Here is a 24,690-nt window from a genome sequence, read left to right as displayed (position 1 = left end):
GCGGGGCGAGGCGCAGGGACGCGCCGAGTACGGACAGCCCGTGCGGCGCGACCACCACCGGTTCCAGATGGACGGGGCCCCCCCCCGGGGGGGGGCCCCCCCCGCGGGCCCCCCCCCGGACCAGGGCCCCACCTGGGCCTTCGGGCTCACCGTGCCTCTTCTTCGTTCGCTCTCGCCGTCTGGAACCCTCATGCCTGACAAGCCCCCGGCCATGGCCACCGTGAAGTTCCCGCACCGCAGCAGGCGCGGCATCCTGCTGGGCCTGACCGTCCCCCAGCTCATCCTCACCGCTCTCGCCGGCCTCCTCCTGCTCACCGTCATCATCACCGGTGGCGTGGTCGGCGCCCTCCAGCTCCTGCCGTTGTGGGCGGTCATCGCGCTGGTGGTGTTCGTACGTCATCGTGGTCGGTCGCTGGCCGACTGGGCGCCCGTCGTGGCCCGCTACCTCCTGCGCCGCGTCCGCGGCCAGCTCATCTGGCTCGCCCGCCCCTCCCACCGCCCGACCCGCGAGGGGCTGCTCCATCTGCCGGGCACGGCGGCCAGCCTGCGCGTGGTCACCGCCCCGGGCGGCCGGTACGGCGCGGTCCACAACCCCCACGCCGGCACGCTGACCGCCGTCGTCAAGGTCACCTCCCGCGCCTACGCCCTCCTGGACCCCGGCACCCAGAGCGCCAACGTGGCCGGCTGGGGCCGTGCGCTGGCAGCGCTCGCCCGCACCGGCCAGGTCGCCCGCGTCCAGGTCATCGAGCGCACCGTCCCCGACTCCGGTGACGCACTGCGCCGGTACTGGGAAGAACACGGCCACCCCGACACACCCGTCGCCGGCGCCATCTACGGCGAGCTGATCCACAGCGCAGGGCCGGCAGCGGCGCCGCATGAGGCGTACGTCGCGGTGTCGCTGGACACCAAGGCCGCGCGACGCCTCATCAGCCAGGCAGGGGGCGGCCTGACCGGCTCTTTCAGCGTGCTCGCCCAGTTGGTCTCCACCTTCGACCAGGCCGCGCGCACCGCCGGCCTCAACCCCACCGGCTGGCTCAGCGCCCGCGAGATCGCGGCCGTGGTGCGCACGGCCTACGACCCCAAGGCCAGCACCGCGCTGGACCGCTGGTCCGCCTCCGGGCGTCCCGAGGCAGAGCCAGCCGCCGCGGGTCCGGTGGTGGTGGTCGAGAAGGCGGACCACATCGCGACCGACTCGGCCGTCCACGCCACGTACTGGGTCGAGAACTGGCCCCGGGTCCAGACGTCGGCCGGCTTCCTCCACCAGGTCCTGTTCACCGCCGGGGTCCGCCGCACGCTCTCCCTCTCCTACGCCCCCAAGGCGCTGGACGCTGCCCTGCGCGACGTGCAACGCAAGAAAGCCGGCGTGATCGCCGACTCCGCCGAGCGGGCGCGGCGCGGGCAGGTCGACTCCGAGGCGAACGCCATCGAGTACCAGGACATCAAGTCCCGTGAACGTGAACTGATCGCCGGCCACGCGGACGTCGCCCTGACGGGCCTGCTCACTGTCTCTGCCGATTCCGAGGAGGAGTTGCGCTCGGCGTGTGCGGTGGTGGAGACCGCGGCTGTCGGGGCGCAGCTCGATCTTCGGCCGCTGACCTGGCAGCAGGCCGAGGCGTTCACCGCCGCCGCCATGCCCCTCGCCCTCCCCGCCTGATGCCCGCCGTACGCCCCGTCGAAAGAGCACCGCCCATGTCCCGCACCGCCAGTTCGACCGCGCAGGACTTCGTGCCCTTCGCCACCGCCGCGCTCGACTTCCACCGCGCACTCAACCTCCCCCACGGCCCGCTCGTCACCACCCGCACCGAGTTGAACGCCCTGCACGACCACCTCATCTCGCTCCACGGCCTCCTCGACGCCCACGCCATACGTCTCGGAGGGCTCGTGCCGGCCGAAGGCGAGCAGCTCCGTGCCGCCCGCACCCGTCTGTGGCAGGCCGCCGACCACCTCCACACCGCCTACCACGCCGCACCCCACCCCGACTCCGGCGAGATACCCGGCCCCGGGGCGTGTCGGCCCGGCCTGCCCGAAGGGGCGCCCGAGTTGACCATCTGCCAGCGCCACCAGCGCGCCGCGCACCTGGTCCGCCGCCGCACCACCCCCGCCGACCTGCACGCCCCCTTCACCGGCCTCACCCACCGCTAACCGACCAAGGAGAATCGTTCATGCCTCGTACTCGTGCCAGCGCCTCCCACCTGTTCGTCCCCCATGGGGCCTCGCGTGCCGAGCAGCGCGCGGCTCGTGTCGGATTCGCCGAGGCCCGCCGCCAAGCCCGCCTGGCCGGCGCACCGCCCCAGCGCCCCGTCGAGGAGGCCCTCGACCCGCGCCTTCGCCCTGTCTACCCGCCCTCCGGGCGCCCTGGCCCCTCCGCGGCGCGCGGCGGGAAGCTTCGTCTGCCTGCTCATCGCATGACCACCGCCACCGTGAGCGGCGCCTACCCCTTCCTCGCGGAGGGCGGTCTGGGTGCCGAGGGGATCTTCATCGGCCGTGACGTCCACGCTGAGGCCGCGTTCTGCTACGACCCCTTCTCCCTCTACGGCAGCGGACGGATCGAGGGCTTCACCAACCCCAACGCCGTGCTCGCCGGGATCATCGGCATGGGCAAGTCCGCCTTGGCCAAGTCGATCGCCACCCGCGCCATCGCCCACGGCTACCGCGTCTACGTCCCCTGCGACCCCAAGGGCGAATGGACCGCGGTCGCCCACGCACTCGGTGGTTACAGCATCGCGCTGGGGCCCGGCCTGCCCGGCCGGCTGAACCCCTTGGACGCCCCGGCCCGGCCCACCTCGGTGAGCGAAAGTGACTGGTCGACCGAGGTTCGCAAACGCCGCCTGCTGTTGCTCGCGGGTTTGGCTCGTACCGTCCTGAAGCGGGATCTGCTGCCGATGGAGCACACCGCGCTTGACCTCGCCCTCGATCTGGTGGTCGCCGAGGCCGACGCGGACGGCACGGTGCCGTTGCTGGGCGAGATCGCGCACGCCCTCGGCTCGCCCGAGCGGCTCGACCGGGCCCTGGGCGATCACGCCGGGCGCATGGGTGGCGCGGCGCAGGACCTTGCGCACGCGCTGCGCCGGCTGGTGCACGGAGATCTGAGCGGCATGTTCGACGCGCCCAGCACCGTGACGTTCGACCCGGGCACGCCGATGCTCTCCATCGACCTCTCCCGCCTCGGTGGCTCCGGCGACGGCACCGCCCTCGTCCTCGCAATGACCTGCGCCAGCGCGTGGATGGAGTCCGCGCTAGCCGACCCGACCGGGGGCCGGCGCTGGGTGATCTACGACGAGGCATGGCGCGTGATGCGTCACGTCGGCTTGCTGGAGCGCATGCAGAGCCAGTGGAAACTCTCCCGCGGACTCGGCATCGCGAACCTGATGATCATCCACCGGCTGAGTGACCTGCTCAGCGCGGGCGATGCCGGCTCACGCGGCCGAGTCCTGGCCGAGGGCCTCCTCGCCGACTGCTCCACGCGCATCATCTACCGCCAGGAACCCGACCAACTCGCCGCCGCTGCCTCGCTCCTTGGCCTGACCGGGGTTGAGACGCAGGCGGTGTCCGCCCTCACCAAGGGCCGAGGGCTGTGGAAGGTTGCCGGCCGCTCCTTCATCACCCAACACATCCTGCACCCCGCCGAGCGCGAACTCTTCGACACCGACGCCCGCATGACCGCCTGAGCCAGCACACCGGAAGCAGGAACCCGCGATGTCCAATCCGCACCGCTCCCCGGAGCCCGGCGAGAACCACCTGGCGTGGCGGCGGCACATCCCGACGCTGACGGTCGCCGCAGCCCGGATCAAGCAGGTCTCCGACGCCTGGGACACGGCCACGTCCGCCTTCCACAACCAAGGGGGGCAGCTCGCCGATACGCGGCACGGTGCGGGCCCAGCCGAAGCCAAGCGCAACGCCGAGGCATGGGAGCACGTCGAGGCGTTCCTGGACCACGGCCCCGAGGTTCTGGACGGTGTCCGTCACGCCGCCACGGGCTCCGACTACGTCGAGGGGCCGATCAGCGAAGACCTCCGACGGCTGACCGGGATCGACACCACACTGACGCGGGCAGGCCGGGTTCGGACCGAATGGGACCAGGTCATGGCACTCATGGACGCCTCGCTCCCCGGCTCGCGAGAGCTGTACGCCAGCCAGGCCCAGGAGATTCGCAACGCCGATGGCTGGAGGCATGCGAAGGAACTCGCCCACCAGGGGCCCGCGCTGGCCCGAGTCGCAGGCTTCCTGGCCGGGCGGGCGGACCCAGAGCCGTCCTCGCAGGCCGAACGCGCCCAAGTGGCGCTGAAACGTTCCGGACCCGGATCAGGCAATCACACAGTCTCGACCGCTGCGCCTCCTACGCCGCCTGCGTCCAACCCGGCCGCCGCACGCCGTTGCCGTTGACTCAGCCATTGCCTGCCACCGGGCGCGTCATGATGACTTGCCCTACTCCGGCGGCGCCCGATCGCCGCACGCCCTCGCTCTGGAATCCCAGGCTTGGACCCGCCTTCGAAGTTGAACGTATACGAGCTCCCCGTCGCCACCAGCTACCTGCCCCGCTCCAGCCCAGCCACTTCAACCCCAAAGGGTTGCCACACCCTTCACAAGCTCGCCAGGGCCCGACCTACGACGCCTGCGATACCTGGACGCCGATGCCTAAGGTGAGCATGACTGGACGCCAGCAGCCGCCTGAGGCTGTGGCCTGCCGCGTCGGCGCCGGAGACGACCCTCCAGGCACCGACACGACAGGGGCGGGTTGGGGCTCCCACGAGACCGTCACCGAAGCGGAGTCGCGTGAGCCGACGCCCGTTCTAGTCCGCGGTGGGGAACCCGCAGTCACTGCCCATACACATCTGAATGGGCATGATGTCCACGCTGTGGTTGTACCAGTCGTCCGCGGCGGCGCTGCCCGCCCCAGCGACGAGGCAGGTCAGAGTCAGGGCAGCGGTGGCGAGGGCGGCTCGGAGTTTCATGGCTCTCCCAGATTCGATGTGGAACAGGTTGAGCAAATCATGACATTATGTGCATTTCTTCAGGCCGGTGACGCGCCCGGCAGAGCCGTCTGCGCGACTTGGTGGCCACGAACCGGCTCGGCTTCGGGTGCCGCCAGCCGCCACGGGCTGTTTTCGCAGGCCCGATGGGAGCCGAGCCGCAGGAGTGAGAGACATCCGCCGTCCCGGACCCGTGTCGGTCGGCGCGCACGCCCGAGCCCAGCGGTCCCGCCGACACCACGGTGCCGGCGGGTGGCGCCGGGGATAGGTGAGCTTCAGCCGGTCAGTCGGCGAAATGCCACTTCTTATCCGGAGTGTCGTTACAAGGCCACGTGTACACGTCGTTGCCACCCCACTTCACGGTCAGACACTCGCCGTTGCGCTGGTTGCGGAAGGTGCTCGTCGCAGGCGAGTAGTCCCACTTCTTGTCTGGGGTGTCGTTGCACGCCCAGGTGTACACGTCATTGCCGTCCCACTTCACGGTCAGGCACTTGCCGTTGAGGTCGCTGCGGATCTGGCGCGTGTCCTCATCGTAGGTCCAGCGCTTGTCGTGACCGTCGGGCTGGCAGTCCCACGTGAACACGTTGTCGGATCGGTAGTCGGCGGTCAGGCACTCACCGTTGTGCTCATTGCGGATGTGGTGGCTGGGGCCAGCGGCCACCCCGAAAGACCTCTTCGCGGCCGGCACCGCAGCGGCAGTCTGCGGCTGAGCGGTGGCGGCGGTGCCGCAGGCGGCGAAGACGAGCGCGACCGAGGCAGCCATGACCGCGTGGCCCTTTACCAAGGACATCGCGAACCCTTTCCTTCGGCGCGGGGGACTCCCGCGCTCCTAGTGCCCGGAACCGCGCGCACCGGGCACCAGGGCAACATCCGCGCATCCTTGACGGTCACACAAACCACCCACGGGAACGGCGCAAAAGCACGCACGCCGCTTACTTGTTTCCACCAGCGCGCGGCTCCGCAGTATCGCGCCCCGGCCCCCCGCCGTACGCTTCTGCGGCAATGAGAGTGGGAGAGACAGTTCTCAAAGGGATCCTGGCGTAGGCCTCGGATCCGAGCAGATCGCATTGCCGGTGGAACGTCACGGCCACCCCATCTACGAAGCGTCCGCGAGCAGTGCACACCACGCCCGGTCGGGACGAACGTCGCGAGGTAACGCGCCCTCCTGCTTCGCCCTCGCCCCCCACCAGGAGCTGGAGGGCCCCATATCCCGCCGCCCGCGGCCCTGGCCGTGCCTGGACCCAGAATCCGCAGCCGGCCATCGTGACCATGCCTGTACCAAGCGTCCGGTCCGCACCGAGGCCGCTGACCGCCCGGCAGGAATTGATGCGGTCAACACCCTCCACTGCGGGGGAGAAGCTAACGACAGCCCCTCGGAACCTCATGCAGGCCACACCTTTACGCAGGCTAGGCAGAAGGCCCTTCCCGTCTGCGCTCCTTCAGTTTCGAAATCGCCGGCAGCCCCCGCAGCTCACCACGTGCGATCGCCCCAACCTGCGACCGTGGTCGTGATCGTCCGTAGCTCAACGGTCGCTCCGGAGCGCGCCATAGCAGCGAATCCCGGCAGAGCCAAACCGCCCGATCACCAGATCCTGGCCCTGCATCGTCTCCCGACCGCCCTCGGCCACCGGCCGCTAGCCATCTCAGAGTTCCTCATGGCCCGAACCAGAACCATCCCGGCTCCTGCCCCTCCGTATCCCCGAGCCCGTACCGGATGGATTCACCATGCCCAGTCCCGATCACGACCCGGTTCCCGACATCGCGCTCGGCCACCACCCCGACCACGGCATCGTCGCCGCGAACCCCAAACACCTCGCGTCCGGCGCCTGGTTGCTGGAAGGGTTCGGCTTCCATCCCGTACCGGGTGAGCCGACGCTGTACGCGCTGACCGCCCAGCAGGACGATGGTCACAGCCGCGCCACCCAGACCGTCGCACTGCTTCGCAAGGCCGGCTACCAGGTCCACGCCGATGCCGCCTTCGAACCCACCCTGGCCACCAGCGCGGCCCCCACCAGGGGTCAGCCCCTCGTCATGGAACCCGACGTCGCCTTCGCAGAACACGAACAGCTCGGGATCGTCGCGGCCATCGACGACCGCCCCTCCGCACTCGTCGGCGTACCCATCCTGGAAGAGCACGGCTGGCGACACAGCCCGCCGCTGGACATCTACCTGCTGCCCGCCGCCACCGACCGCGGCGTGGCGCTGGAGAAGGCCGCCAGCGCCACTCTGTCGATGCACCGATCCGCTCTCCACGTCGCGATGGACCCCGGTCTCGCCCAGGACGTGATGGTCCGCCACCACGCACCCGACGCATCCTCGGCCCACGGCCAGGGCCCCGTCCAGACGTCGCCCACCAGGGCAATCGCGCGCGCTGCCAGTCCCTCCCGTGCCGGCACCGCGGCCACCGCTCCGGCCCTGGCAGCCGCGGCGAGCCGACCGGTCGACCCACGCATCGCCTTCTCCCGCAACCGCTGACCGCTCAGCCCCTCCCCCATCGCGGCCAGGCACCGGCTTCCCCACGGCGGTAAACGGTTCCCGCCGGCGCCCGCCGTCCCGTACCCAGGAGTTCCACGTGCCTGCTCCCTCTATCACCATCGCCGCCGAGCCCAGCGGCAGCGTCGTCGCGCGCGGCGCCAGCGACGACCTGTCGGCCCTGCTCCTCAAGCGCGCCGGCTTCCAGCAGATCCAGGACTGGTACGGCCGGCGCCACCGCCTGCCCACCACCACCCCGCCTGCCGACCGGGCCACCATCGCCACCCACGCGGCCCAGATGCTGCGCGCCGCCCGCTACGACGTCGACCTCGACCCCACCCTCGACACAACCCGCCTCAGCACCCCGGCCAACCCGCTCGGGCCCTACACCGCCGGCGCGGAGATCCTCCGCATCACCGACCGCATCCGGGCAGCCGAGAGCGGGCCCGAACTCCAGCAGGCCGTCGATCACCTCCTGCACCCCGAACACGGCGCCGTCGAGCGGGTCCGCGAAGCACTGGAAGCGGTGTACGAGCAGATCTCCGACCTGGACGATGCGGCGTACGTACTCGCTGATCGCTTCGGGCAGGCCGCGGAGTTCGTCGGCATGGCCCAGCCAGAACTCGCCGGCTACGAGCTGCACGGCGTGGGCACGCCCCAGCAGTTCCCGGCCGACACACGGGCAAGGCCAGCGCAGCCGTCTGGTTCCCGAAGCGCCGCCCTGGCCACCTCCCCCGCGGCCGGCAAGACCAACGTCCCGTCCCGCAGTACGGAAGCACCGCCCATCCGGCCGTCCGCGCCCCCGGCACCGCCCTCGCGCACCCGGTAGCCCCGGTCGTCCTCGCCCCGCCCGCCTCTCTCCCTCCCCCAGACAGGAGTCCTCGTCGTGATCACCACAAGAGCGTCGCGTGCCCCGCCTCCTTGCTCGCCCTCGCTCATCTCCAGGACCTCCTCATGCCCCCACCGCGTACCAGCGCGCCCTCGGCCACCACCGGAACCGACGCGCTCCTCTACCTCCTCTTCGCCGCCCTCGGGCTCGCCTTCACCTTCGGCGCGCTGGCCTGGCTGACCGGCAACATCAGCAACACCCTTCTCGGCAGCGGACCTTGGGCACCCTTCAAGGTCACCAACACCCTCCTGCACCCCCAGCGGCTGTGGCCCCACCTCTCCCCCACCGAGCTGCTGGTCAGCACACGGATCATCCCCGCCCTGCTGGCCCTGGCCCTCGCCCTCTCCGGCCTGATGCTGTGGGCACGCATACGCAGCGGCGCACGCAGTGGTCTCGCCCGCAAGCGCGACCTGGCCCCGCTGCTGGAGAAGGAGATCACCGCCAAGGCCACGAGCCTGCGGCCCTCGCTCGCCGGCCGGGAGCGTAAAAGAGGTCGCATCCGCCGATCGCGGCATCCTGCTGGGTACCCTGGCCCCGGGACGAGCGCAGGTTCGCGCGTCCTGGGAGGACGTGATCGTGGCGATCATGGCCCCGCGCAGCGGAAAGACCTCGGGGCTGGCGATCCCCGCGATCCTCGCGGCCCCCGGTCCGGTGTTGCTGACCTCGAACAAGGCGGCCAACGACGCCTTCACCGCAACGGTCGATGCTCGCGCCGAGGTCGGCACGGTCTGGACCTTGGACCCGCAGCAGATCGCCCACCACCCGCGGCAGATGTGGTGGGACATCCTGGCCGACGCCCGCGACCTGACCGGGGCCAAACGCCTTGCCGGCCACTTCGTCACCGCCAGCGTGGACGAGTCGAACAGCTCCGACTTCTGGTCCACCGCCGCCAGCAACACCCTGGGCGCCCTGTTCCTGGCCGCCGCCAGTCACCGGCGTCCGATCACCGACGTCCTGGCCTGGCTCGCCACCCCCGCCGACCGCACCCCCGTCGACCTGCTCACCGACGCCGGTCACCACGCGGTCGCCGCGCAACTCCAGGGCACCGTCTCCGGCGCCACCGAGACCCGCGACGGCATCTACGAAACCGCCCGCCAGTACGCAAGTTGCCTTCTCGATCCCGACGTCGCCGCCTGGGTCACACCCTGCGAGGACCTCCCCGAGTTCAAGCCGTTCGCGTTCGCCACCTCCCGCGACACCCTCTACCTTCTGAGCAAGGACGGCGGCGGCAGCGCCAGCGCGATCATCGCCGCAGCGGCCGACGCCGTGATGCGCGCCGCCGTGGTAGTGGCCGAACGCTCCGGCGGGCGCCTGGACCCACCCGCCCTGTGCGTCCTCGACGAAGCAGCGAACGTCTGCAAAATCTCCGATCTCCCGGACCTCTACAGCCACCTGGGCAGCCGCGGCGTCATACCGATGACCATCCTCCAGTCCTACCGGCAAGGCCAACGGTGCTGGGGCGAGGCCGGCATGGACGCCCTGTGGTCCGCCGCCACCATCAAGATCGTCGGATCGGGCATCGACGACGCCGACTTCGCCGACCGCCTCAGCCGACAGGCCGGCGACCACGACGTCCAAACCACCTCCGTCTCCAACAGCGAGAGCGGCAAGTCCACCTCCGTGAGCATGCGCACCGAACGCGTTCTGCCGCCCGACGCGATCCGTGCCCTCCCCAAGGGGAAGGCACTGCTCCTGGCCACCGGCATCCGCATCGCCATGCTCGACCTCAAGCCCTGGTACAAGGAACCCTCCGCCAAGGTGATCGGCCCAGCCTCCGCCCGCGCCACCAAGGCGATCACCGCACGAGCCCTGGCGAAGACCCACGGCCATGACGACTTCGGGTTGTCAGCATGAGCGCGCCAACACCGCGCCCCGGGCGGTTCGTGCGCTCTCCTGTCGTGCTGCGCGACGGGCAGTGGTGGCTGATCAGCCAGGCCGGCTCGATCCTCGCCACCGATCCCACCTTCACCAGCACGCTGGACCACTTCGCCCAGGCGATGGACGCCGCCGATCAGGCCGTCGCCGACCTTCGCGCCCGGGAGAGCGATTCTCCCGCACGTGATACAGGGCGGCGGCGATGAACCCGCTGCTGAGCGCGGAGCAGGCGCTGATCGGCTCCGTACTGCTCGACCCGCGTCAGCTCTCACACCTTGACTGGCTCGCGCCAGATCACTTCTACCTACCGGCCCACCAGGCCCTGTTCGCCGCGCTACGCACACTCCGGGACGACGCCCACCCCGCGCTGTCCCAAGAACCCGTGCCGCTGTCCTGGGTGAGCGATGCCGTCGAGGCGGCCAGCACCCACACACGGGGGCTGACGGCAACGTACGCCCACACCCTGGTCGCGGCCTGCCCGCGCCCCGCGCACGCTCCGGTATACGGCCGCATGGTGCTGGAGGGCGCGATCCATCGCAGCATCACCGAACACGCGACCCGCCTCCACCAAGCGGCTCGCGCCGACGCCCTGCAAGGCGAAGTCGAGCAAGCCCTGCATTACGCGGACGTCCTTGCCGGCGTACTCAGCGATCTCGCACAGCGATGGGGTACCGAACCCCGCCCGGCCACGCCGACGATTCCGCCGACCACTGTTCCGGCCGCGCCAGCGCCGGTTCTCGCCGACCAGGCCGCCGAGGACGAGCGGCTCCTTCTAGCGGTCCTCGCCGAGGAGCCGAAGGCCATGGACGGGGTGGTCGGCTGGCTGCGGCCTGGCGACTTCGCCGACCCTGCCCATGGGCAGCTCTACCGCTGCCTCGGCGCACTGCACCACCGGGGCGAGCCCATCGATCGGGTCACCTTGCTCTGGGAGGCCCAACGGCGCGGGCTTCTGGCCGACGGAACGCTGTCCGGCGACCAGTTCACCGCCATCTGCGACGGCGTGGGACCGGGCAGCGCCGAGTGGCTCGGCGAGCTCGTGATGCGCTCGTCGGTCACCCGCACGGCGGCCACGTCCGCGCGTGATATCCGGGCCTTGGCGCAGAACGAGGCTCTGGCCCCCGGGCCGCTCATCGGTCACGCGTTGCACGCGCTCGGTCGACTCGATGAAGTGCGCGCCCGCTGGCAGGCGGCGAACGGCGGCCCCGCATCGACCCCGACCGCCCCGGCTCCCTCACCCATCGGGCCGCCCTCTACGCAGGTACACGCCGCGCTCGCCCGCAGCACACCGCCCGCATTCACGCCTTCCCTGGGTCGGCCCCGTGCTGCCACCAGCCCAGCCGCCGTGCCACCGCTCTCTCGCGGACAAGCGTCTGAGAAACAGCGGCGTCAGTTCGTGCGCTGAGCCTCCGTCGGCCCTGGTGGGACAGCCGGCGAGTCGTGGCGGAAGGGCAGGTCGATCTGCCCACCATTCTGACCCTGGGCGAGAACACGTTCACGGCCAAGTACCGGGCCGGCGGGTCCGGCACCGCCAGGTTCCAGAACCGCTTCATCGTCGACAAGCCAGCGGCCCGGCAATCCCTGCGCGTGCAGGGACCACGTGATCAGGTACGTCAGGCGCCAGCCGAAGCGCGGGGCATCCCTGCGCGTGCAGGACCCACACTTCCCCACCTGCGACGCTAGAGCGACTTTGCCAATACTTGACCACCGCCCGTCTCGCCGCAAGCTGCCCGTAGATCAGTCAACACACCTTACTTGGCCCGGCCGTTGTGCCGGGCCTTTCTCATGCCCGGAAGGAAGAGACCCCCTGTGGCGGAAGACCCGCGCCCCTACTCGGACGACATGACGCAGGGCGACCAGGCGGCCCAGCTTCGCCGCCGCGGCCCCGGCCTCGAACTGCCCGACGAGGCCAAGCTGCTGGCCGCAAGTGTTCGGCCCACCGGACGACGCCGGCATATACGGCGTCCCGCCGGTCGGCGGTGATGCGTGATGGCCGGCGTCGAAGCGACGATCGAACGCGCCGAGCGGGGTCTCGGGCTCGGCGAGCCGAACTACGTCCAGACCTGGTACCGGCAGCGAAACGGCGCTGCCTACTCGGGGAACTTCGCCTGGTGCGATGCGGCCGTGACCCGCTGGGCGTACGGCTCGGGCAACCACGCCGCCGTGTGCTTCGGCACGGATTTCGCCTACACCGTGGCCCACGCCTAGCGAGGCCGCGTACGAGGCCGCTGGCACGTGGACGTGGCGGGCATGCGCCGCGGTGACGTCGTCTTCGGTCTACTTCCGCACTACCGGAAGGTTCCGGCCGGGCCAAACCGCGGATTCTCCGGACTCTCTTCGGCGTGTCGTCGTCTCACAGATGGAGCGCGCCCCCATGTCCGACAGCAGCTCGACCGCCTCCGGCCCCGATCCGTTCCGCGTGTCCGACGAGGACCTTGGTGACCTCGCCAGCACCCTCGCCAAGACCGTGGCGGAGGTCAGGCAGCACGGCGTCATCCTCGACCGCCTCGACTCCGAACCGCCACCCCCAGCCACCCTCACTGAAGCAGCAGGCCACGCGCCGATCCCGGAATCGGAAGACGCCGAAGACGAGGACGAAGGGCCTGCTTCGGTGTTCATCGTCGCCCTGGGCGGGGACGCTTACGCGACGGAGCTCGCCGCTCTCACCGACTGGGTGAACTACCTGTTCCTGCCCGTGTACGGCCGGGAGATCAGCAGCTCGCGTCCGTGGTGCGCGCAGTGGCACGAGCACCCGGAGGCTGTCGCGCGGTTGCACGCGCTCTGGCTCGCGTGGCAGCAACTCACCGACGTCGAGGCCGGCTTGACCGGCCCCGCGACCTGGCATCGTGACCATCTGGACCACACGCTGGTGCACCTGCGGGCTCCGGACGGTCCGTTCGCCGCGTGCACCACCAGCCCGGGCCGGCCCAACCACCGAGTGCTGGCCACCCCCGTATCTCAGCCGCTCACGGCGGAGGTGGCGGCATGAGCGACGTACTCGATCTTCGCCTCGATGATCTCGTGGCCGCCGACGCGGACTCCCGGCAGGCGCAGGAGGCGTTCTGGCCGCAGGACCTGACCGTTCTGGCAGAGCACCACAGCGGCCCTGGCCGCGCCCGCAGCTATGTGGTCGCGTACGACCGGTCGATCACCTGGGGTGTGCCGGGTGAGCCGCAGATCGCCGCGATCAAGGTCGCGCGCGATCTGGAGCAGGCCACCTTCACCCTGGAGATGGCGTACCACGCCACGGTGCCGTTCGCGCAGAACTGGCTGATCGCACACGGCTGTCCCACCCAGCCGATCACCGTCCTGAACCGGGATGTGATGCAGCCGGCCGACGACCTGACCATGCGCGTCGAGCGGCAGATCCGCGACTCGGGCACCCGGTACGAGGTCCTGGGGAGTTGGACCTCGGACTTCGCGCCGTGTGAGGTGTGGACCCTGGCCCGGGACGCTGACAGCGACCAAGCGCCGGTTCGCCTCTTCCTCAAGGAAGGCGACTTCGACACCCACTCCTACACGGTGCGCGAAGGCGCCTTCCCTGACGAGGAGAGGGCCCGCCGCTGGCTGGACGAGCGCAGCGAGCCTCTGCCGCAGCCGCCGGAGTACCGCGGTGAGGCCGCCGGCCAACGTGCCCGTGCCGCGCTTATCCGCTCGGCCGGTGCCAGTGCCCTGCCGCAGTCCGGCCTCGATGCCCGTCAGACGCCGTCCATCGCCAGGGGCCAGCGGCCGGGCTCTGGGAGGGCGCTGTGAGTCGGGCCCGCTTCGCCTTCGCCGCGCACCCCGACGCCATCGCGGATCTTCAGGCGCTCCCGGACCGCATACGGGACCTGGCACTGTTGGAACTGCAGAACCTGGTGCACGGGAGCAACGACTGTCTGCCGTTGCAGGGTCGCCTCGCGGGCTTCCACAAGGTCTACGTCGATCCTGCAGTCTCCTACCGGATGGTCATCCAGTTCCGCCCGGCTCCGCCGAGTTCGGCCCACGACCGCGAGGTCTTCCTCGTCGCCGCTGGTAGCCGCAAGGACTACGCGGTCTACCGCTCGGCGCAGTTGCGTACCGCGCCTGAGCAGGCCGATGCGCGTTCTGCCGCCGAGGCCCGGGTGCGGGCCGCCCATTCCCGCTCGTCTGGCGCGGCCGGCCGGCAGGCAGCCGTCTCGGCGGCCTCTGCGGCGTCGGTCCAGCCTCCAACTGCCGCGGCACGAAGGGTTGCCCAGCGATGAACGCCCACCCTCGCCCGCCGCTCGCTCACCCGGTCGGAGACGACTGGGTGAACCCCCACGACCCCACCGAGCGGCCCGGCGCCCACCTCGTTGCCGAGATGCTCGGCGTCACAGACCCCTACACCCTGAACATCACCTACCGCCCGGCCGACCCGCTGTACCGCGCCGCGACGCGCGTCATCGGGGCCGCCCACGAGCTCGACGAGCTGCACAACCGCGTGTCGCATGCGACCCGTGCCGCCCTCGAAGCGCTCGAACCCGTCGCACGCGGCGAGTTCACCGGCGCGCCCGACGCGTACGAGCCCGTACGGTCCGCGGTGCGACACCTCGAACAGCTCACCTCGCGACAGAACAGGGCCTACGGACACCTCGCCGAGACGATCTTCGCGTACCGCCGTCTCCTCACCGAGGCGAACGCTGCCCAACCCTCGCACGCGGCGAGTCACGGCCAAAGTCGAGACGATGACTGGGCCGTTGCCGGCAGGCGCGGGCTCGATGCCCTGCGTGCGGTGGAGGCAGGTGAACTGCGCTTCCACCGCAGTGCGGTCTACGGCTACGCCTACCTCTCCGACGGGCGCGGCCAATGTCCCAACCCGAGCGTGTGGCCCGAAACCGTCCAGCGACTGGTCGCCGATGGGCTGCTGGAAAAGGACACGAGTGAGGACCTGTACCGGCCCGGACAGCTCCTGTCGCTCACTGCACTGGGCCAGGCCGCCCTGCGTGACGCTCGCACGACACAGCCCCGCGTCTTCGCCGCCCTCAGCCGCAGCAACGCGCCGGCGAACCATGCCGCCATCGGCGACGGCCCTCCCGCACCCACACCCGAAACACCCAGCAAGCCCTCTCGCTCCCGCTGACCTTTCGCTGAAAGGACGCCCCCATGCCCACCCCCACGCAGCCCTCCGGCGCATCGCTCAGCTCCCTCGACGCTCAGCACATTGAGGACACGCTGTCTCGCATAGCACCGAAATGGTCCACCTGGTCGACGCAGACCCTGGCACACCACGGCCCGCTGCGCACCCGTGAACTCGCCGCGCATCTACCGTTCGTCCACGAGACGGCCCTCAGCCGACGCCTGGGGCAGATGCGCGCCGATGGCTTGGTCACCCGGGTAGGCGACACTCACCACTCTCCCTACCAGCTAAGCCCTCTCGGCGCTGCGCTGTCTCCCGTTCACCGGGCTCTCTCGGACTGGTCTCAGCACCATCTGTCGCTGGGCACGGTGGCCGATGCCGAGCGCGTCGAAGACGCTCTGCGCCGTCTGCACCTGCGGCATTCGACCGCCGTCATTCAAGTCCTCGGGACTGGCGGCCCCACGCGGTTCGTCCACATCGCCGAGGAGGTCGGCCTGGACACGAGCCTCGCCCGGCATCGGCTCAACCGGCTTCAACTCGACGGCCTGGTCACCCGCGTCGGACCACGCCACGGCGACCCCTACGTCCTGACCGACGCCGGGCAGGCGCTGGGCCCCGTCTACACAGCCGTCGAACGCTGGAGCAACCCCACCACAGGAGAGCTTTCTACTCCCCCGGCCCCCACCAGGTCGGCGGCCCAAGCTCACTCCCCCGTCCCGCTGGGAGCCGGTGACGTGCGTACGGCAGCGGCGCTGCGGCGGAGCACCGCCGTACCGAGCACCGTCTTCAGCCACCCACCACAGCAGCAACCGCGAGTGCCGGCGGCTGTCACCCATCAATCCGCCCCCAGCCGGGGCCGGTAGCCCACGTGCCGACAAGAGCCCGCCGCGCACCTCTCGCTACCACCTCGCCCGCGTCCGACCGAGTAGCCGCTCGGCTGGGCAGGCGGGCACGTGCCCCTCCCCTCACCCCCGGAGCTGACGCATGCGCCACCCGCGCCCCGACGGCCAGGACCCCTACCAAGAAGTCCTGGTCAGCCCCCGCTACCTGGCCGGCTCCAACGGGACCGGCGAAGCCGGCTTCGCTCCCGTCGCCCACTGGCCGCACCACCAGTTCGACGACGGGCCCTGCCAACTCCTGGTGACCTCGCCCGACCAGCGAGTCCGTATCGGCTGGTTCGGCGACGACTTCGAACTGTGGAAAATCACCGCAGCCCAGGACGCCCTCTCCGCTCCCCGCTGGACAGCCACCTCCAACCACGTCACCCCAGCCGAGATCGTCGCCGGCCTCACCACCGCCCTCGCCCACGACTACGCCAATGCCGACCCCTACAAGAGCAACGCCCGCTTCCTGACGAACCCGTCGTACCGCCGAACAGACGCCATGCAACCGCTCCTCGACGCCGGCTGGACCCGCGCCCACAGCGCCGAGCTGGGCACCATCGAAATCATCGCGCCGGACCAATACGCGGGCATCCTCATCGACAACCGCCGCTCTCGTCTGGAGGGTGAGGCCGTAGAGCTGTGGGCTGGACCGCCCGGCTGGGGCACCCGCGCGGAGGTCCTCTTCTCCGCCCGTACACCCGACCACCTGATCGCCGCGACCGCCGCCGCCATGGTCGACCCCACCCCGGTCGTACGAGAGCGCCACCAGCTCCACCGCACGATGCAGCACCTGGTCACCCTCACCCCGGTCAACCCGACTACCGACCCGCTCCCCGCAGCCCCCCGGGCACCACGCGCTCCCACTCCTCTTGACGTGCGCCGCACCGCCGTCACGCAGGCCGTCCACCGCGCCGCACGACTGCCTCGGACAGCCGCCGACCTGCGGGTCCTAGCCGCTCGCAGCCGTACAGGGGGCTGGGCGCAGAACCGGCCGAACAATCCCGCGCCTGCCTCGTGGGTCAGGTCGCCGGCCAGCCCGACGCCCTCACGTCGTAGCCGCTGACCACCGGCCGCGGGCCCTCCGCGTCAGCCCAGCGCCCGAAGCACCATTCCGCATACCGGGAGTCCCAAATGCCCGACGCCACCGCACTCGATCAGGCCACGACCATGATCGAGAAAGCCTGGGGCCGCCCAATCGAAGCTCTGGAATCCCTCACGGTCCGCAGCCCCTGCGACGACCCCCTCCTACGTTCGGCCATACGCATCCGCGCGTCCTTGGTCGTCACCGACAACACCGTTACCGTGCACCAAGATCGCTGCACGCCCTCACCCGGCCCGACCGGGCGCCAGCCTTCTACGACCTGGAACGAATCACCGCCTCGGCGGCGGGCCTTCGCGTCGCCCAAGCCGAAAGCCGCACTTCCCTCCAGGCCATCAGCCACGTGATCGAAGCACGTGCGGACGCCGCAACCGCGGTCCAGGCCCCGGCGGCCCAGCTCGCCTAGGCCACTATGGCCCGCTCGGGCCACGCTCCACGCCCCCGGAGTCAGGCACCCGGTCAGCCCGCCCCTTCGGCCATTTCGAGCCCGTCGGTGGGCGCCCTGGGGCCGCACCGCTGACCAGTCAACCGAGGTCCTCGTCGCGGCGGGCCTCCCAGAGGCGGGAGCCCACCGCGCGGGCCAGGTCCTCCAATGTCAGCTCGACGCGACGGCCATCCGAGATCCGGCCCTCCACCGTGGAGCCCTCGTCTCGCCCTCCACCGGGCTGCGCACCGACAGCCCACTGGCCGTCGCCGAACATCGCGATGTCACCCGCCGTCCACGGTCTCCCGGCACCACGGATCTTGCGCTCCAGCCCGGCCCCGTCCCCGAGTCTGCACGACTCCGTCACCGACTCCCCTTTCGATCCCGTGCGGCCCGTTGCCGCAACTCAACGACGACAACGGCGCCCACCGATCCATTCCCCGCGTTACGGCCCCCACCAACGACCGCCAGTTCGCCCACGGCAGACGCCACTCCCCCGATAAGGACTACGCACTCCGCCAGACCCCATGCCAACGTACGGGTACGGGAAAACCCCAGCTCAACGAAGGCACCTCTGCCCGTGAGCACCTCCGTCGCCTACCTGCCCGCCCCCACTCCATACCGTTCCTGGAAGGTCCCCGTGCCCGCATCGCAGACCGTCGGCCACCTACTCCGCCAACTCAACGGCCTCGACCCCGAACTCCCCATCCGTCTCGCCATCAACCCCGACTTCCCCTTCGCCCACTACCTGGGCTCCGAGGTTGTGGTCCGGGACGGTACGGCGTTCATCGCCGACGACGGGCAGGAGGGCTACCTCCCAGCGGCAGCCAGCAACGCCCTCGGCTGGCACTGAACCACCCCCAGCGTCCTCGGAGAGCCCCCATCCCGCCACACGCCCACCCGCCGCGTCCCCTTCCACTGCACACCCTCGCCTCACGGCCCATGCCCAACGGCGTACGGGGCGCGCTGGTCCAGCGCGTCTCCGCCCAACCCGGCGGGCCGCTCGACGTCACCTGGCTCGCCACAGCAGCCCCGAGAATCCCCCTTGGCCGCATTCGCCTTCGTTGGGAGCCCGCCTCCCCCGCAGGCTGGGACGTCACCGCCCACCTGGGCCTGGCCACCACCGAGGCACATCTCGCCTCGTGGCCGACTGCCCCGGACGACTGGCCGTGCCTGGTCCGGCCGACCCTCCACGAGGTACTCGGCCTCTGTTCCGCCCTCGCGGTCGCGACCGCTGCCCTCGACCTCTCGAACCGCCTCGCCCAGGTCTGACCGAACGGGGAAGGCCGCCCCACGCTAATCAGGCAGGGGCGGCCTTGCCATACACCCCACCGCGTGTTGCGTACGCTCGTCACCGACGGCCGCCGGCCAGCCATCCTGGAAGTGCCCCGAGGTCGCCGCCCACCTGGGATCAGTCTTGGGGCTGACCGTAACCGCACGAGCCGGGGTAACCCGCCCGTCCCTGACGACACCACCGTGCCGGACCGACCACGCTGGCGACCCACCCGTTCCAGAACTGGAACCCGGCCGCTACTGGGTCCCGTGGCGGCCTGCATCGCCCCTCCTTACAGGGGATCGCGCCATCCGGCTGACCGGCGCTCGCGCCCGCCCGTAGGCTGCGGCCATGACCTCCGATTCACCGATGCCCTCCCCACCGTTCCCTTCGCCCGACAGCGCTGTCCTCCAGGTGGTCGTCGGCAACGCCATCGCGTCGGTCCGCAACGGCGAAGCCTCGGTGGAGGAGGCGATCCTCCACGCCGCCGTCCACGGCTGGTACGAGGGCCACATCCAGGGCGAGGACGTGTGCCCTGGCTGCGACTTCCGGGGAAGGCGCCCCAAGCACAGCAACCGAAGCTGACCGGCGCACAATGGCACGCAGCGCCATCTATGCGTCAGCGCACGTGGTCAGGCCGCAGCGCCGACAACGGGAGAGGGGCGATCGATGCCCACGACTTCGTAGAACGAATCTCCCCAAGTGGCCCATTTCCGCAACTGTTCGGCGTCCACGAGGTGGATCGCATGATCACTGGCGAAATCGCGAGCCGGCTTAGAGAAGGTCCCATTAGTGACCAACACGGCGACGTCAGCCTTGTGCACTGGCCGAGCCGTGCCATTGAACCGTTGGACAAGTTCGCTCCCTATGGCCCGTCCGGGCAGGGTGCTGGTCTGCTTGCACTGCGCCACGACTCGGCGGCCGTCCGGCGTCAGAAATATGCCGTCCGCACCCAGGTCCCCGGCCCCGCCGGTTCTGCGACGGATCTTCATCCCGTCCCGGTACGCCAGCCACGAGACAAGAATCTCGAAATTCTTGGAGTCAAACCGCCGAATGCCCTCCGTCGTATAGCTCTTGTCACTCTGGGAAAAGGTCAGCCGCCTGCTATCAAGGTCTGCCAGACGGTCAAGCTCCGCCGCCAAGTCGGCAACAAGAGCGCTGCGCTGTTCTTGGAGCGGCTCGATGTGATTCCTGCACTCGATGATCCTGTTCAGCAGGGAATTACTTCCACCTGGCACGTATTGAGGTGCCAGATCTTCCTCGGGCAGACGACGCAACTCATCAAGAGCCTCAGCCGAAACCCGCAGGACCCCTTCGAGGTGAGCGACTGCCTCACTAACAACGACGGTGGCGCTATCGAACGCCGCGTCGAGTTCGGCTCGTGTGAACTCCCACGACATTCCCCGGAACTCGGGGTCAGCCTTGAACTTCCGGAGCGCTTCAATATCGCTGCGTAGACCGTCTCTCAGACTCTCCAATTCGGAGTGGGCTCGTCTACCTATGGCCCCTTCCTGCACCCACAGGTAGGCGGCGAGAAGGTCAGCTTGGTCGGCCTTTCCCAAAGCGTCGCCCATCAGCCTGCGTACCTCACGGTCACGATAGCGGGGAGGGACAACGCGGGCGTTACGGTCTATGATCACCGCAGGATATTAACCATGACCTCTGACAAACCGGATGACCAGGGCGAGGCCGGTCTGTTCGCTCACGACCGGCCAGTCAGCGCTCAGCACCCCAGGTAGGTGCCGGCGAAGGCCCCGTCGAAGCCGAGCGCGGTGAGGCCCTGCTCGACACTGGGGTAGGTCGTTCCGTCCGGGATGACGACCAGCGCGTCGAAGTCGGCGCGGGTGATCTCGGGTTCGAGCCACTGGTTGCTGCAGCGGCAGCAGATCCAGACGTTTCGGCCGTGGTTGATGAGCAGCCAGTCGCGCCGGGCGCGGCAGGCCGTGCACATCACCGGGATGCCTCGGAGGGCCAGTTCGCGCGGGTGGCTGAGGCAGCGCGTAGCGCTTGGTCCGGTGGACGGTTGCCTCTCGTGCTCGGGTTGCGGCAGAGGTTCGGTGCCGGTGGGGAGGACGGGCAGCACGGGGGTCGGCTCTGTGGGGCGGTCAGTGGTTCTGAGCACGAGCGTCATCTCCGAGTTGAGGTCCATCTGTTTCCATCCGTAACAGCCGACGGAACTGGTTGTCCAGGAGTTTCTCGAAGGTCGGCGGCCCAGTGAATTGGCCCGCCGACTCTCGTCAGCGGCGGGGCGGGCGGTTGCGCGGGGCGGGGACGGTGGGGCGAGCTGCTGTCGTGGGCGCTGTGCGGTTGTGGGTACGTTGGGTGGTGGTTTTCGGCTGGCTGGCGCTGGCCTGGGGTCGGCGCGTCGCTTCGCCCGGGTGAGCGGGAAGCTGGGCGAGGCGGCGCAGTCGCCAGACAAGCACGTCGTTCACATCCTCGGCGGTGTCGAGTTCGCGCATGGCGATGGCCTGCTGGAGAAGGGTTTTGGGGTCGTGGCCTGCTTGTTCGACCTGGGCGAGCGTGGCGGTCAGGGCGTCGGTCTTCCTGGACGGGCTGTCTGATCGCATCGTCGTTTCGGGCAGTGCCGCGCGGATGGTGGCCTGGTGGGTGCGGCGTTCGGCTGCGGGTAGGGCGCGGCCTTGGTCGCGTAGCGCTCGCATGGGTGTGGCGGCGGCCTGGTGGTAGGCGGCTCGCAGATGCTCGGCGGCCTGTCGGGAGGCGTGGGCCTGTTGGGCGTGTCCGCGAGCGGAGTGCCAGTGGGCGGCGGCCAGGGTGACCAGGACGAGGGTGGACAGGAGCATGGCGGTGGTGGCGCCGTCTTCGCCGCGGCCGAGGGCGTTGCCGGCCTGGATGATGCCGCGGGCCGCTGAGCGGATCGCCCGGGTGTCGGCTCGCTGCGCTTGGATGTGGCTGCGGGTGGCGCGTTCGAAGGATCGGGCGGCGGCGGCCAGCTCGGTGCGGGTGGCGGCTGGGGACGTCTGGGTTACTGCGTCCAGGAGTTCACCGATGCCTACCAGTTGGGCTGCGGCTTCGTCGTCGTCGCTGTCGAGCAGGGTGGCTGCGCGCTCGGCGATGCCGGTGGCGCTACGTCGTTCCCGGGCGGGTGGGGACCAGTCCGTTCGACCGCTGGTCGTTACCGGGTGCGTCGTCCTCTCGGCGGTCTCGCCGGCCAGGCGTCGGCGGATCTTGGGGAGTGAGAGGTCGGGGGCCAGCTTGGAGCCGGCGTACCAGATCGGTTCGCCGTGGCGGTTGCGGTCGCCGGGGAGGGCGACGTTGTAGCCGATGGCGTCGCCGGACGGGGCGGCCCGTACCTTCACGCGCAGGCCGGCTTCTTGGAGACGGGTGAGGAACTCGGCTTCTGTCGCGGCTCCGGCGAGGGCGTGGCGGACGGCTTCGCGGAGGGTCTCGCGGGGGGTTTCATGGCGGCCGGTGCGTTCGGCCTTGAACTTCTCGGCGCTGGTGGGGTTCTTGGCCGCGGTGCCGTCGCCGGCGTTGAGGCGGCGCAGGCCCAGTTCCTTTTCGATGCGTCGGCAGGTGGCCTGGGCCTTGTTGAAGTCGTAGTTGAGGCGGGCGTTGCGCAGGTCGCCGCGGACCAGGGTGGCAACGATGTGGATGTGGTCCTCGGCGTGCCGGACGGCGATCCACCGGCAGCCGTCAGGATCGCCGTTGGGGGCGATGCCGGTGGCGTGGACGATGCGCTGGGCGACGGCGTTCCACTCCTGGTCGGAGAGGTGGCGGTCGCCGGGGGCGGTACGGACCGAGCAGTGCCACACGTGCTTGGCGGGGGCTCGGTCGCCGGCCTGCTTGACGCGGAGGTCGAGGGCGGCGGTGAGACGGGCGAGGGTGGCGCGCGGGTCGGGGTCGAGGCTGGTGTCGCGTCCGGGGTCGGGGGCGAAGCCGTCCCAGGAGCCGACCAGGTGCGCGTCGGTGTGCTCTTCTCGCCTGCCGGGGCCGTAGAGGTAGACGAGCAGGCCGTGGGTGCGCGAACCGCGTCCGATGTCGGGGACCATCACAGCCGCCTGGTCACCAGGTCGTTCGCCACGTCGTCAACGCGGCCGATGAGCCGGGACAGAACGCGCAGTGCGTGTTCGAGTTCGCCGGCCCGCGGGTGGCCGCCGCTGTTGAGGACGTGGGCGATCTGGTTGATGTTGTTGCCGATGCGGGCGAGCGCGGTGCGCAGCGCGGCGAGTTCGTCGATGGCGGCGTCGAGCTGCTCGTCGTGGTGTACGGCGGCGGGGCCGCGGGCTGTGGTGAGGCCGGCGGTGGCGAGGAAGTGGGCGACGGTGACGCCACGCTGTGTGGCGGCGAGGGTGATCTCGGTCTTCTCGGTGTCGGAGAGGCGGGTGGTCGTCTTGTGGGTGCGTTCACTCGGGTTGCGGGCGCGGCGGCGTGGTGTGCGGTCGGGGAAGGCGGGCGCGTGCGGCGACGGTTCGCTGTCGTCGTGGTCGTCGTCACGGTGGTGAGCGTCGCGGTCAGCTTCTCCCCCAGTGACTGGCGCCCCCTGGTGGCGTTCGCCCGGCGGGTTCCCGTGCGCCCTCGCTCGGGAACCCGCCGGGCCTCCCTCGCCCTCTTGGGCGGGGGCAAGTGCGTACGAGGGGCCGTAGGACCGTCGTACGCGATAGCTTGCTCCGCCCGGGGCCGTCGTGGGCTCACGCTGCTCTGCGGCCGTGGTGTGCGCCGGGTCGGGGGAGGTCACTGGCGTATCTCCGGTTCTTCCTGGCGGAGTTCTCGGACGAGGTCTGCGATCCAGTCCAGGGCGAGGACCGGGTGGTGCAGGGTCCAGCGGGGGCCGTGGGGGGTGCGTTGCACGATCCAGGTGGTGTCGGGGCCGGGTTGGGCGTGGTGGAGGTGGCCTCGTCGGTGCAGAACGGTCAACCAGGCGTCGACCTCGGCGGGAGTGACCGGGCGGGTGCGCATGGGTGCTCCGCTTCGCTTCGGATGGGCGTGGGGCGGGTGTGTCGGAAGCGGGGGGGCGGGGCCGGGGGGGGGGGCGGCCCCCCCCGCGGGGGGGGCCGGGCCTCCCGGGGGGGGGTGTTTTTTTTTTTCGGGGGGGGGGGGGGGGGGGGGGGGGGGGGGGGGGGGGGGGGGGGCGCCCCCCCCCCCCCCCGCTTCGTGCTGTCCGGTCAGTCCCGGGTGGTGGTGACCGGCTGTCCGTGCTGCTCGCGGAGGTGGGCCATCAGTACGGTCAGGGTGTCGTTGGACAGCGGGATCTGCTGGCCCCGGATCGCCTGGGCGACCACCTTGCGGGTCAGCTTGTCCTGGGATCTGACCGCCGACCGGGCGATCTCCAGCAGTTCCTCGGTGTCCGGGTCACTTCGCCGGTGACTGGCTGTCCGGGTGCCCCGGTCAGTGACCGGCGGCGGAGTGACCGGCCGGTCGGTGTCTGACACGTGGCTGCCCTGGTTGCCGGTGACCGGCTCGGTGTCGACCGCGCGGTCGGTGACCGGTGGCGCGGAGGGTGGCTGTCCGGGCAGGTCAGGGGCGTCGTGCGCCTGTTCCCGGTCGTCATTGATCGGGTTGCTGTCCGCCGGGGCGCTGGTCTTGGTCGGTGACCAAGGGCTAAGGGCCTGCTTGTTCAGGGGCAGTCGGGGGGGGGGGGGGGGGGGGGGGGGGGGGGCGGCGGCCGGCGGGGGGGGGGGGGGGGGGGGGCGCCCCCCGGGGGGGGGGCGGGGGGGGCCGCCGGGGGGCGGGGGGGGGGGGCCCCCCCGGGCCGGGCCGGGCGCGCGCGGC

Annotated in this window: 29 protein-coding genes and 2 pseudogenes; 22 read left to right on the top strand and 9 right to left on the bottom strand. The window is 70.7% G+C overall.

Annotation, left to right across the window (positions count from 1 at the left end; genetic code table 11):
• Nucleotides 1–190: 190 nt before the first annotated feature.
• The 4 genes from AAHZ94_RS06715 to AAHZ94_RS06700 are packed head-to-tail and all read left to right on the top strand — an operon-like array spanning nt 191 to nt 4,383.
• Complete coding sequence (locus tag AAHZ94_RS06715; protein WP_349991350.1) at nt 191–1,654, top strand: SCO6880 family protein; 1,464 nt, start codon at nt 191–193, stop codon at nt 1,652–1,654.
• 35 nt (nt 1,655–1,689) lie between these two features.
• Nucleotides 1,690–2,142 carry a DUF6238 family protein gene (locus tag AAHZ94_RS06710; RefSeq protein ID WP_349991345.1) on the top strand — a complete coding sequence of 151 codons (453 nt, stop codon included), beginning with the start codon at nt 1,690–1,692 and terminating at the stop codon, nt 2,140–2,142.
• A gap of 20 nt (nt 2,143–2,162) precedes the next feature.
• On the top strand, nt 2,163–3,668 hold the full coding sequence (locus tag AAHZ94_RS06705; RefSeq protein ID WP_349991343.1) for a putative type IV secretion/conjugal transfer ATPase: 1,506 nt from the start codon (nt 2,163–2,165) through the stop codon (nt 3,666–3,668).
• A 28-nt stretch (nt 3,669–3,696) separates the two neighbouring features.
• Entirely contained in the window at nt 3,697–4,383 is a 687-nt protein-coding gene (locus AAHZ94_RS06700) for a hypothetical protein (protein ID WP_349991342.1), read from the top strand.
• A gap of 407 nt (nt 4,384–4,790) precedes the next feature.
• Here AAHZ94_RS06700 and AAHZ94_RS06695 read toward each other — a convergent pair whose 3' ends face one another.
• Together AAHZ94_RS06695 and AAHZ94_RS06690 are read right to left on the bottom strand one after the other, a co-directional pair.
• Nucleotides 4,791–4,952, bottom strand: a complete 162-nt coding sequence (locus tag AAHZ94_RS06695) for a hypothetical protein (protein ID WP_349989878.1) — start codon at nt 4,950–4,952, stop codon at nt 4,791–4,793.
• Between the two features lie 301 nt (nt 4,953–5,253).
• Complete coding sequence (locus AAHZ94_RS06690) at nt 5,254–5,760, bottom strand: RICIN domain-containing protein (protein ID WP_349991340.1); 507 nt, start codon at nt 5,758–5,760, stop codon at nt 5,254–5,256.
• 935 nt (nt 5,761–6,695) lie between these two features.
• Between AAHZ94_RS06690 and AAHZ94_RS06685 the strand changes: the two genes are divergently transcribed.
• The 14 genes and pseudogenes from AAHZ94_RS06685 to AAHZ94_RS06620 all read left to right on the top strand — a co-directional run bounded on the left by AAHZ94_RS06685 (nt 6,696) and on the right by AAHZ94_RS06620 (nt 17,227).
• On the top strand, nt 6,696–7,445 hold the full coding sequence (locus AAHZ94_RS06685; protein WP_349991338.1) for a hypothetical protein: 750 nt from the start codon (nt 6,696–6,698) through the stop codon (nt 7,443–7,445).
• 97 nt (nt 7,446–7,542) lie between these two features.
• Nucleotides 7,543–8,271 (top strand): hypothetical protein, encoded by a 729-nt coding sequence (locus AAHZ94_RS06680; RefSeq protein WP_349991336.1) that lies wholly within the window; start codon nt 7,543–7,545, stop codon nt 8,269–8,271.
• Between the two features lie 125 nt (nt 8,272–8,396).
• Nucleotides 8,397–10,185 (top strand): annotated as a pseudogene (locus AAHZ94_RS06675) (type IV secretory system conjugative DNA transfer family protein).
• Nucleotides 10,182–10,412, top strand: coding sequence for a hypothetical protein (locus AAHZ94_RS06670; protein ID WP_349991335.1), 231 nt, complete (start codon nt 10,182–10,184; stop codon nt 10,410–10,412). The pseudogene AAHZ94_RS06675 and the gene AAHZ94_RS06670 overlap by 4 nt, the downstream one beginning before the upstream one ends.
• A complete protein-coding gene (locus AAHZ94_RS06665) occupies nt 10,409–11,608 on the top strand; it encodes a DnaB-like helicase N-terminal domain-containing protein (protein WP_349991333.1) in 1,200 nt (399 codons plus the stop codon). Before AAHZ94_RS06670 ends, AAHZ94_RS06665 begins: the two co-directional genes overlap by 4 nt.
• 35 nt (nt 11,609–11,643) lie before the next feature.
• Complete coding sequence (locus tag AAHZ94_RS06660; RefSeq protein ID WP_349991332.1) at nt 11,644–11,886, top strand: hypothetical protein; 243 nt, start codon at nt 11,644–11,646, stop codon at nt 11,884–11,886.
• A gap of 126 nt (nt 11,887–12,012) precedes the next feature.
• The gene (locus AAHZ94_RS06655; protein WP_349991330.1) at nt 12,013–12,186 is read left to right on the top strand and encodes a hypothetical protein; all 174 of its coding nucleotides are present in this window, start codon (nt 12,013–12,015) and stop codon (nt 12,184–12,186) included.
• Nucleotides 12,187–12,192: 6 nt separating this feature from the next.
• On the top strand, nt 12,193–12,411 hold the full coding sequence (locus AAHZ94_RS06650) for a hypothetical protein (protein ID WP_349991329.1): 219 nt from the start codon (nt 12,193–12,195) through the stop codon (nt 12,409–12,411).
• A 166-nt stretch (nt 12,412–12,577) separates the two neighbouring features.
• Nucleotides 12,578–13,192 carry a DUF4913 domain-containing protein gene (locus AAHZ94_RS06645; RefSeq protein WP_349991327.1) on the top strand — a complete coding sequence of 205 codons (615 nt, stop codon included), beginning with the start codon at nt 12,578–12,580 and terminating at the stop codon, nt 13,190–13,192.
• The gene (locus AAHZ94_RS06640; protein ID WP_349991326.1) at nt 13,189–13,956 is read left to right on the top strand and encodes a glycosyl hydrolase; all 768 of its coding nucleotides are present in this window, start codon (nt 13,189–13,191) and stop codon (nt 13,954–13,956) included. Before AAHZ94_RS06645 ends, AAHZ94_RS06640 begins: the two co-directional genes overlap by 4 nt.
• Nucleotides 13,953–14,426, top strand: a complete 474-nt coding sequence (locus tag AAHZ94_RS06635; RefSeq protein ID WP_349991324.1) for a hypothetical protein — start codon at nt 13,953–13,955, stop codon at nt 14,424–14,426. Before AAHZ94_RS06640 ends, AAHZ94_RS06635 begins: the two co-directional genes overlap by 4 nt.
• Before the next feature lie 47 nt (nt 14,427–14,473).
• Complete coding sequence (locus tag AAHZ94_RS06630; RefSeq protein ID WP_349991323.1) at nt 14,474–15,283, top strand: large ATP-binding protein; 810 nt, start codon at nt 14,474–14,476, stop codon at nt 15,281–15,283.
• Between the two features lie 23 nt (nt 15,284–15,306).
• Entirely contained in the window at nt 15,307–16,143 is an 837-nt protein-coding gene (locus tag AAHZ94_RS06625; protein WP_349991322.1) for a winged helix-turn-helix transcriptional regulator, read from the top strand.
• A gap of 121 nt (nt 16,144–16,264) precedes the next feature.
• Complete coding sequence (locus AAHZ94_RS06620; protein ID WP_349991321.1) at nt 16,265–17,227, top strand: SPDY domain-containing protein; 963 nt, start codon at nt 16,265–16,267, stop codon at nt 17,225–17,227.
• A 560-nt stretch (nt 17,228–17,787) separates the two neighbouring features.
• Here the strand turns inward: AAHZ94_RS06620 and AAHZ94_RS06615 are convergent.
• Entirely contained in the window at nt 17,788–18,054 is a 267-nt protein-coding gene (locus AAHZ94_RS06615) for a hypothetical protein (protein WP_349991319.1), read from the bottom strand.
• A gap of 213 nt (nt 18,055–18,267) precedes the next feature.
• Between AAHZ94_RS06615 and AAHZ94_RS06610 the strand changes: the two genes are divergently transcribed.
• The 3 genes from AAHZ94_RS06610 (at nt 18,268) to AAHZ94_RS06600 (ending at nt 19,545) form a co-directional block, all read left to right on the top strand.
• Nucleotides 18,268–18,540 carry a hypothetical protein gene (locus AAHZ94_RS06610; RefSeq protein ID WP_502964594.1) on the top strand — a complete coding sequence of 91 codons (273 nt, stop codon included), beginning with the start codon at nt 18,268–18,270 and terminating at the stop codon, nt 18,538–18,540.
• Between the two features lie 89 nt (nt 18,541–18,629).
• On the top strand, nt 18,630–18,959 hold the full coding sequence (locus tag AAHZ94_RS06605; protein WP_349991317.1) for an esterase: 330 nt from the start codon (nt 18,630–18,632) through the stop codon (nt 18,957–18,959).
• A gap of 352 nt (nt 18,960–19,311) precedes the next feature.
• Nucleotides 19,312–19,545, top strand: a complete 234-nt coding sequence (locus AAHZ94_RS06600; protein ID WP_349991315.1) for a hypothetical protein — start codon at nt 19,312–19,314, stop codon at nt 19,543–19,545.
• A 47-nt stretch (nt 19,546–19,592) separates the two neighbouring features.
• Here AAHZ94_RS06600 and AAHZ94_RS06595 read toward each other — a convergent pair whose 3' ends face one another.
• From AAHZ94_RS06595 to AAHZ94_RS06575, 5 genes are all read right to left on the bottom strand, one after another.
• A complete protein-coding gene (locus AAHZ94_RS06595) occupies nt 19,593–20,600 on the bottom strand; it encodes a restriction endonuclease (protein WP_349991313.1) in 1,008 nt (335 codons plus the stop codon).
• An 83-nt stretch (nt 20,601–20,683) separates the two neighbouring features.
• Nucleotides 20,684–21,091, bottom strand: coding sequence for a hypothetical protein (locus tag AAHZ94_RS06590; RefSeq protein ID WP_349991346.1), 408 nt, complete (start codon nt 21,089–21,091; stop codon nt 20,684–20,686).
• A gap of 106 nt (nt 21,092–21,197) precedes the next feature.
• Nucleotides 21,198–22,970 (bottom strand): relaxase/mobilization nuclease domain-containing protein, encoded by a 1,773-nt coding sequence (locus tag AAHZ94_RS06585; protein WP_349991312.1) that lies wholly within the window; start codon nt 22,968–22,970, stop codon nt 21,198–21,200.
• On the bottom strand, nt 22,970–23,656 hold the full coding sequence (locus AAHZ94_RS06580) for a MobC family plasmid mobilization relaxosome protein (protein ID WP_349991310.1): 687 nt from the start codon (nt 23,654–23,656) through the stop codon (nt 22,970–22,972). The genes AAHZ94_RS06585 and AAHZ94_RS06580 overlap by 1 nt, the downstream gene beginning before the upstream one ends.
• Nucleotides 23,653–23,877 carry a hypothetical protein gene (locus AAHZ94_RS06575; protein ID WP_349991309.1) on the bottom strand — a complete coding sequence of 75 codons (225 nt, stop codon included), beginning with the start codon at nt 23,875–23,877 and terminating at the stop codon, nt 23,653–23,655. The genes AAHZ94_RS06580 and AAHZ94_RS06575 overlap by 4 nt, the downstream gene beginning before the upstream one ends.
• On the opposite strand from AAHZ94_RS06575, the gene AAHZ94_RS06570 reads away from it, so the two are divergent.
• Nucleotides 23,876–24,103 (top strand): hypothetical protein, encoded by a 228-nt coding sequence (locus tag AAHZ94_RS06570; RefSeq protein WP_349991308.1) that lies wholly within the window; start codon nt 23,876–23,878, stop codon nt 24,101–24,103. The two genes, AAHZ94_RS06575 and AAHZ94_RS06570, sit on opposite strands and share 2 nt — an antisense overlap.
• Here the strand turns inward: AAHZ94_RS06570 and AAHZ94_RS06565 are convergent.
• A pseudogene (locus AAHZ94_RS06565) lies at nt 24,084–24,690 on the bottom strand (hypothetical protein); the annotation flags it as partial. The gene AAHZ94_RS06570 and the pseudogene AAHZ94_RS06565 sit on opposite strands and share 20 nt — an antisense overlap.

Source organism: Streptomyces sp. HSW2009 (assembly GCF_040240285.1).
Taxonomy (GTDB): domain Bacteria; phylum Actinomycetota; class Actinomycetes; order Streptomycetales; family Streptomycetaceae; genus Streptomyces.
The sequence above is the reverse complement of the archived record's forward strand: the minus strand, read 5'-3'. Positions and strand labels throughout refer to the sequence as shown.

Bases quoted from the DNA above. Each gene is read 5' to 3' on its own strand.
- AAHZ94_RS06585 (WP_349991312.1), bottom strand. From the start codon at position 22,970: ATGGTCCCCGACATCGGACGCGGTTCGCGCACCCACGGCCTGCTCGTC.
- AAHZ94_RS06685 (WP_349991338.1), top strand. From the start codon at position 6,696: ATGCCCAGTCCCGATCACGACCCGGTTCCCGACATCGCGCTCGGCCAC.
- AAHZ94_RS06670 (WP_349991335.1), top strand. From the start codon at position 10,182: ATGAGCGCGCCAACACCGCGCCCCGGGCGGTTCGTGCGCTCTCCTGTC.
- AAHZ94_RS06715 (WP_349991350.1), top strand. From the start codon at position 191: ATGCCTGACAAGCCCCCGGCCATGGCCACCGTGAAGTTCCCGCACCGC.
- AAHZ94_RS06620 (WP_349991321.1), top strand. From the start codon at position 16,265: ATGCGCCACCCGCGCCCCGACGGCCAGGACCCCTACCAAGAAGTCCTG.
- AAHZ94_RS06710 (WP_349991345.1), top strand. From the start codon at position 1,690: ATGTCCCGCACCGCCAGTTCGACCGCGCAGGACTTCGTGCCCTTCGCC.
- AAHZ94_RS06600 (WP_349991315.1), top strand. From the start codon at position 19,312: ATGACCTCCGATTCACCGATGCCCTCCCCACCGTTCCCTTCGCCCGAC.
- AAHZ94_RS06605 (WP_349991317.1), top strand. From the start codon at position 18,630: ATGCCCAACGGCGTACGGGGCGCGCTGGTCCAGCGCGTCTCCGCCCAA.
- AAHZ94_RS06590 (WP_349991346.1), bottom strand. From the start codon at position 21,091: ATGACGCTCGTGCTCAGAACCACTGACCGCCCCACAGAGCCGACCCCC.
- AAHZ94_RS06650 (WP_349991329.1), top strand. From the start codon at position 12,193: ATGGCCGGCGTCGAAGCGACGATCGAACGCGCCGAGCGGGGTCTCGGG.
- AAHZ94_RS06570 (WP_349991308.1), top strand. From the start codon at position 23,876: ATGGGTGCTCCGCTTCGCTTCGGATGGGCGTGGGGCGGGTGTGTCGGA.
- AAHZ94_RS06690 (WP_349991340.1), bottom strand. From the start codon at position 5,760: ATGTCCTTGGTAAAGGGCCACGCGGTCATGGCTGCCTCGGTCGCGCTC.
- AAHZ94_RS06625 (WP_349991322.1), top strand. From the start codon at position 15,307: ATGCCCACCCCCACGCAGCCCTCCGGCGCATCGCTCAGCTCCCTCGAC.
- AAHZ94_RS06640 (WP_349991326.1), top strand. From the start codon at position 13,189: ATGAGCGACGTACTCGATCTTCGCCTCGATGATCTCGTGGCCGCCGAC.
- AAHZ94_RS06575 (WP_349991309.1), bottom strand. From the start codon at position 23,877: ATGCGCACCCGCCCGGTCACTCCCGCCGAGGTCGACGCCTGGTTGACC.
- AAHZ94_RS06705 (WP_349991343.1), top strand. From the start codon at position 2,163: ATGCCTCGTACTCGTGCCAGCGCCTCCCACCTGTTCGTCCCCCATGGG.
- AAHZ94_RS06645 (WP_349991327.1), top strand. From the start codon at position 12,578: ATGTCCGACAGCAGCTCGACCGCCTCCGGCCCCGATCCGTTCCGCGTG.
- AAHZ94_RS06695 (WP_349989878.1), bottom strand. From the start codon at position 4,952: ATGAAACTCCGAGCCGCCCTCGCCACCGCTGCCCTGACTCTGACCTGC.
- AAHZ94_RS06665 (WP_349991333.1), top strand. From the start codon at position 10,409: ATGAACCCGCTGCTGAGCGCGGAGCAGGCGCTGATCGGCTCCGTACTG.
- AAHZ94_RS06700 (WP_349991342.1), top strand. From the start codon at position 3,697: ATGTCCAATCCGCACCGCTCCCCGGAGCCCGGCGAGAACCACCTGGCG.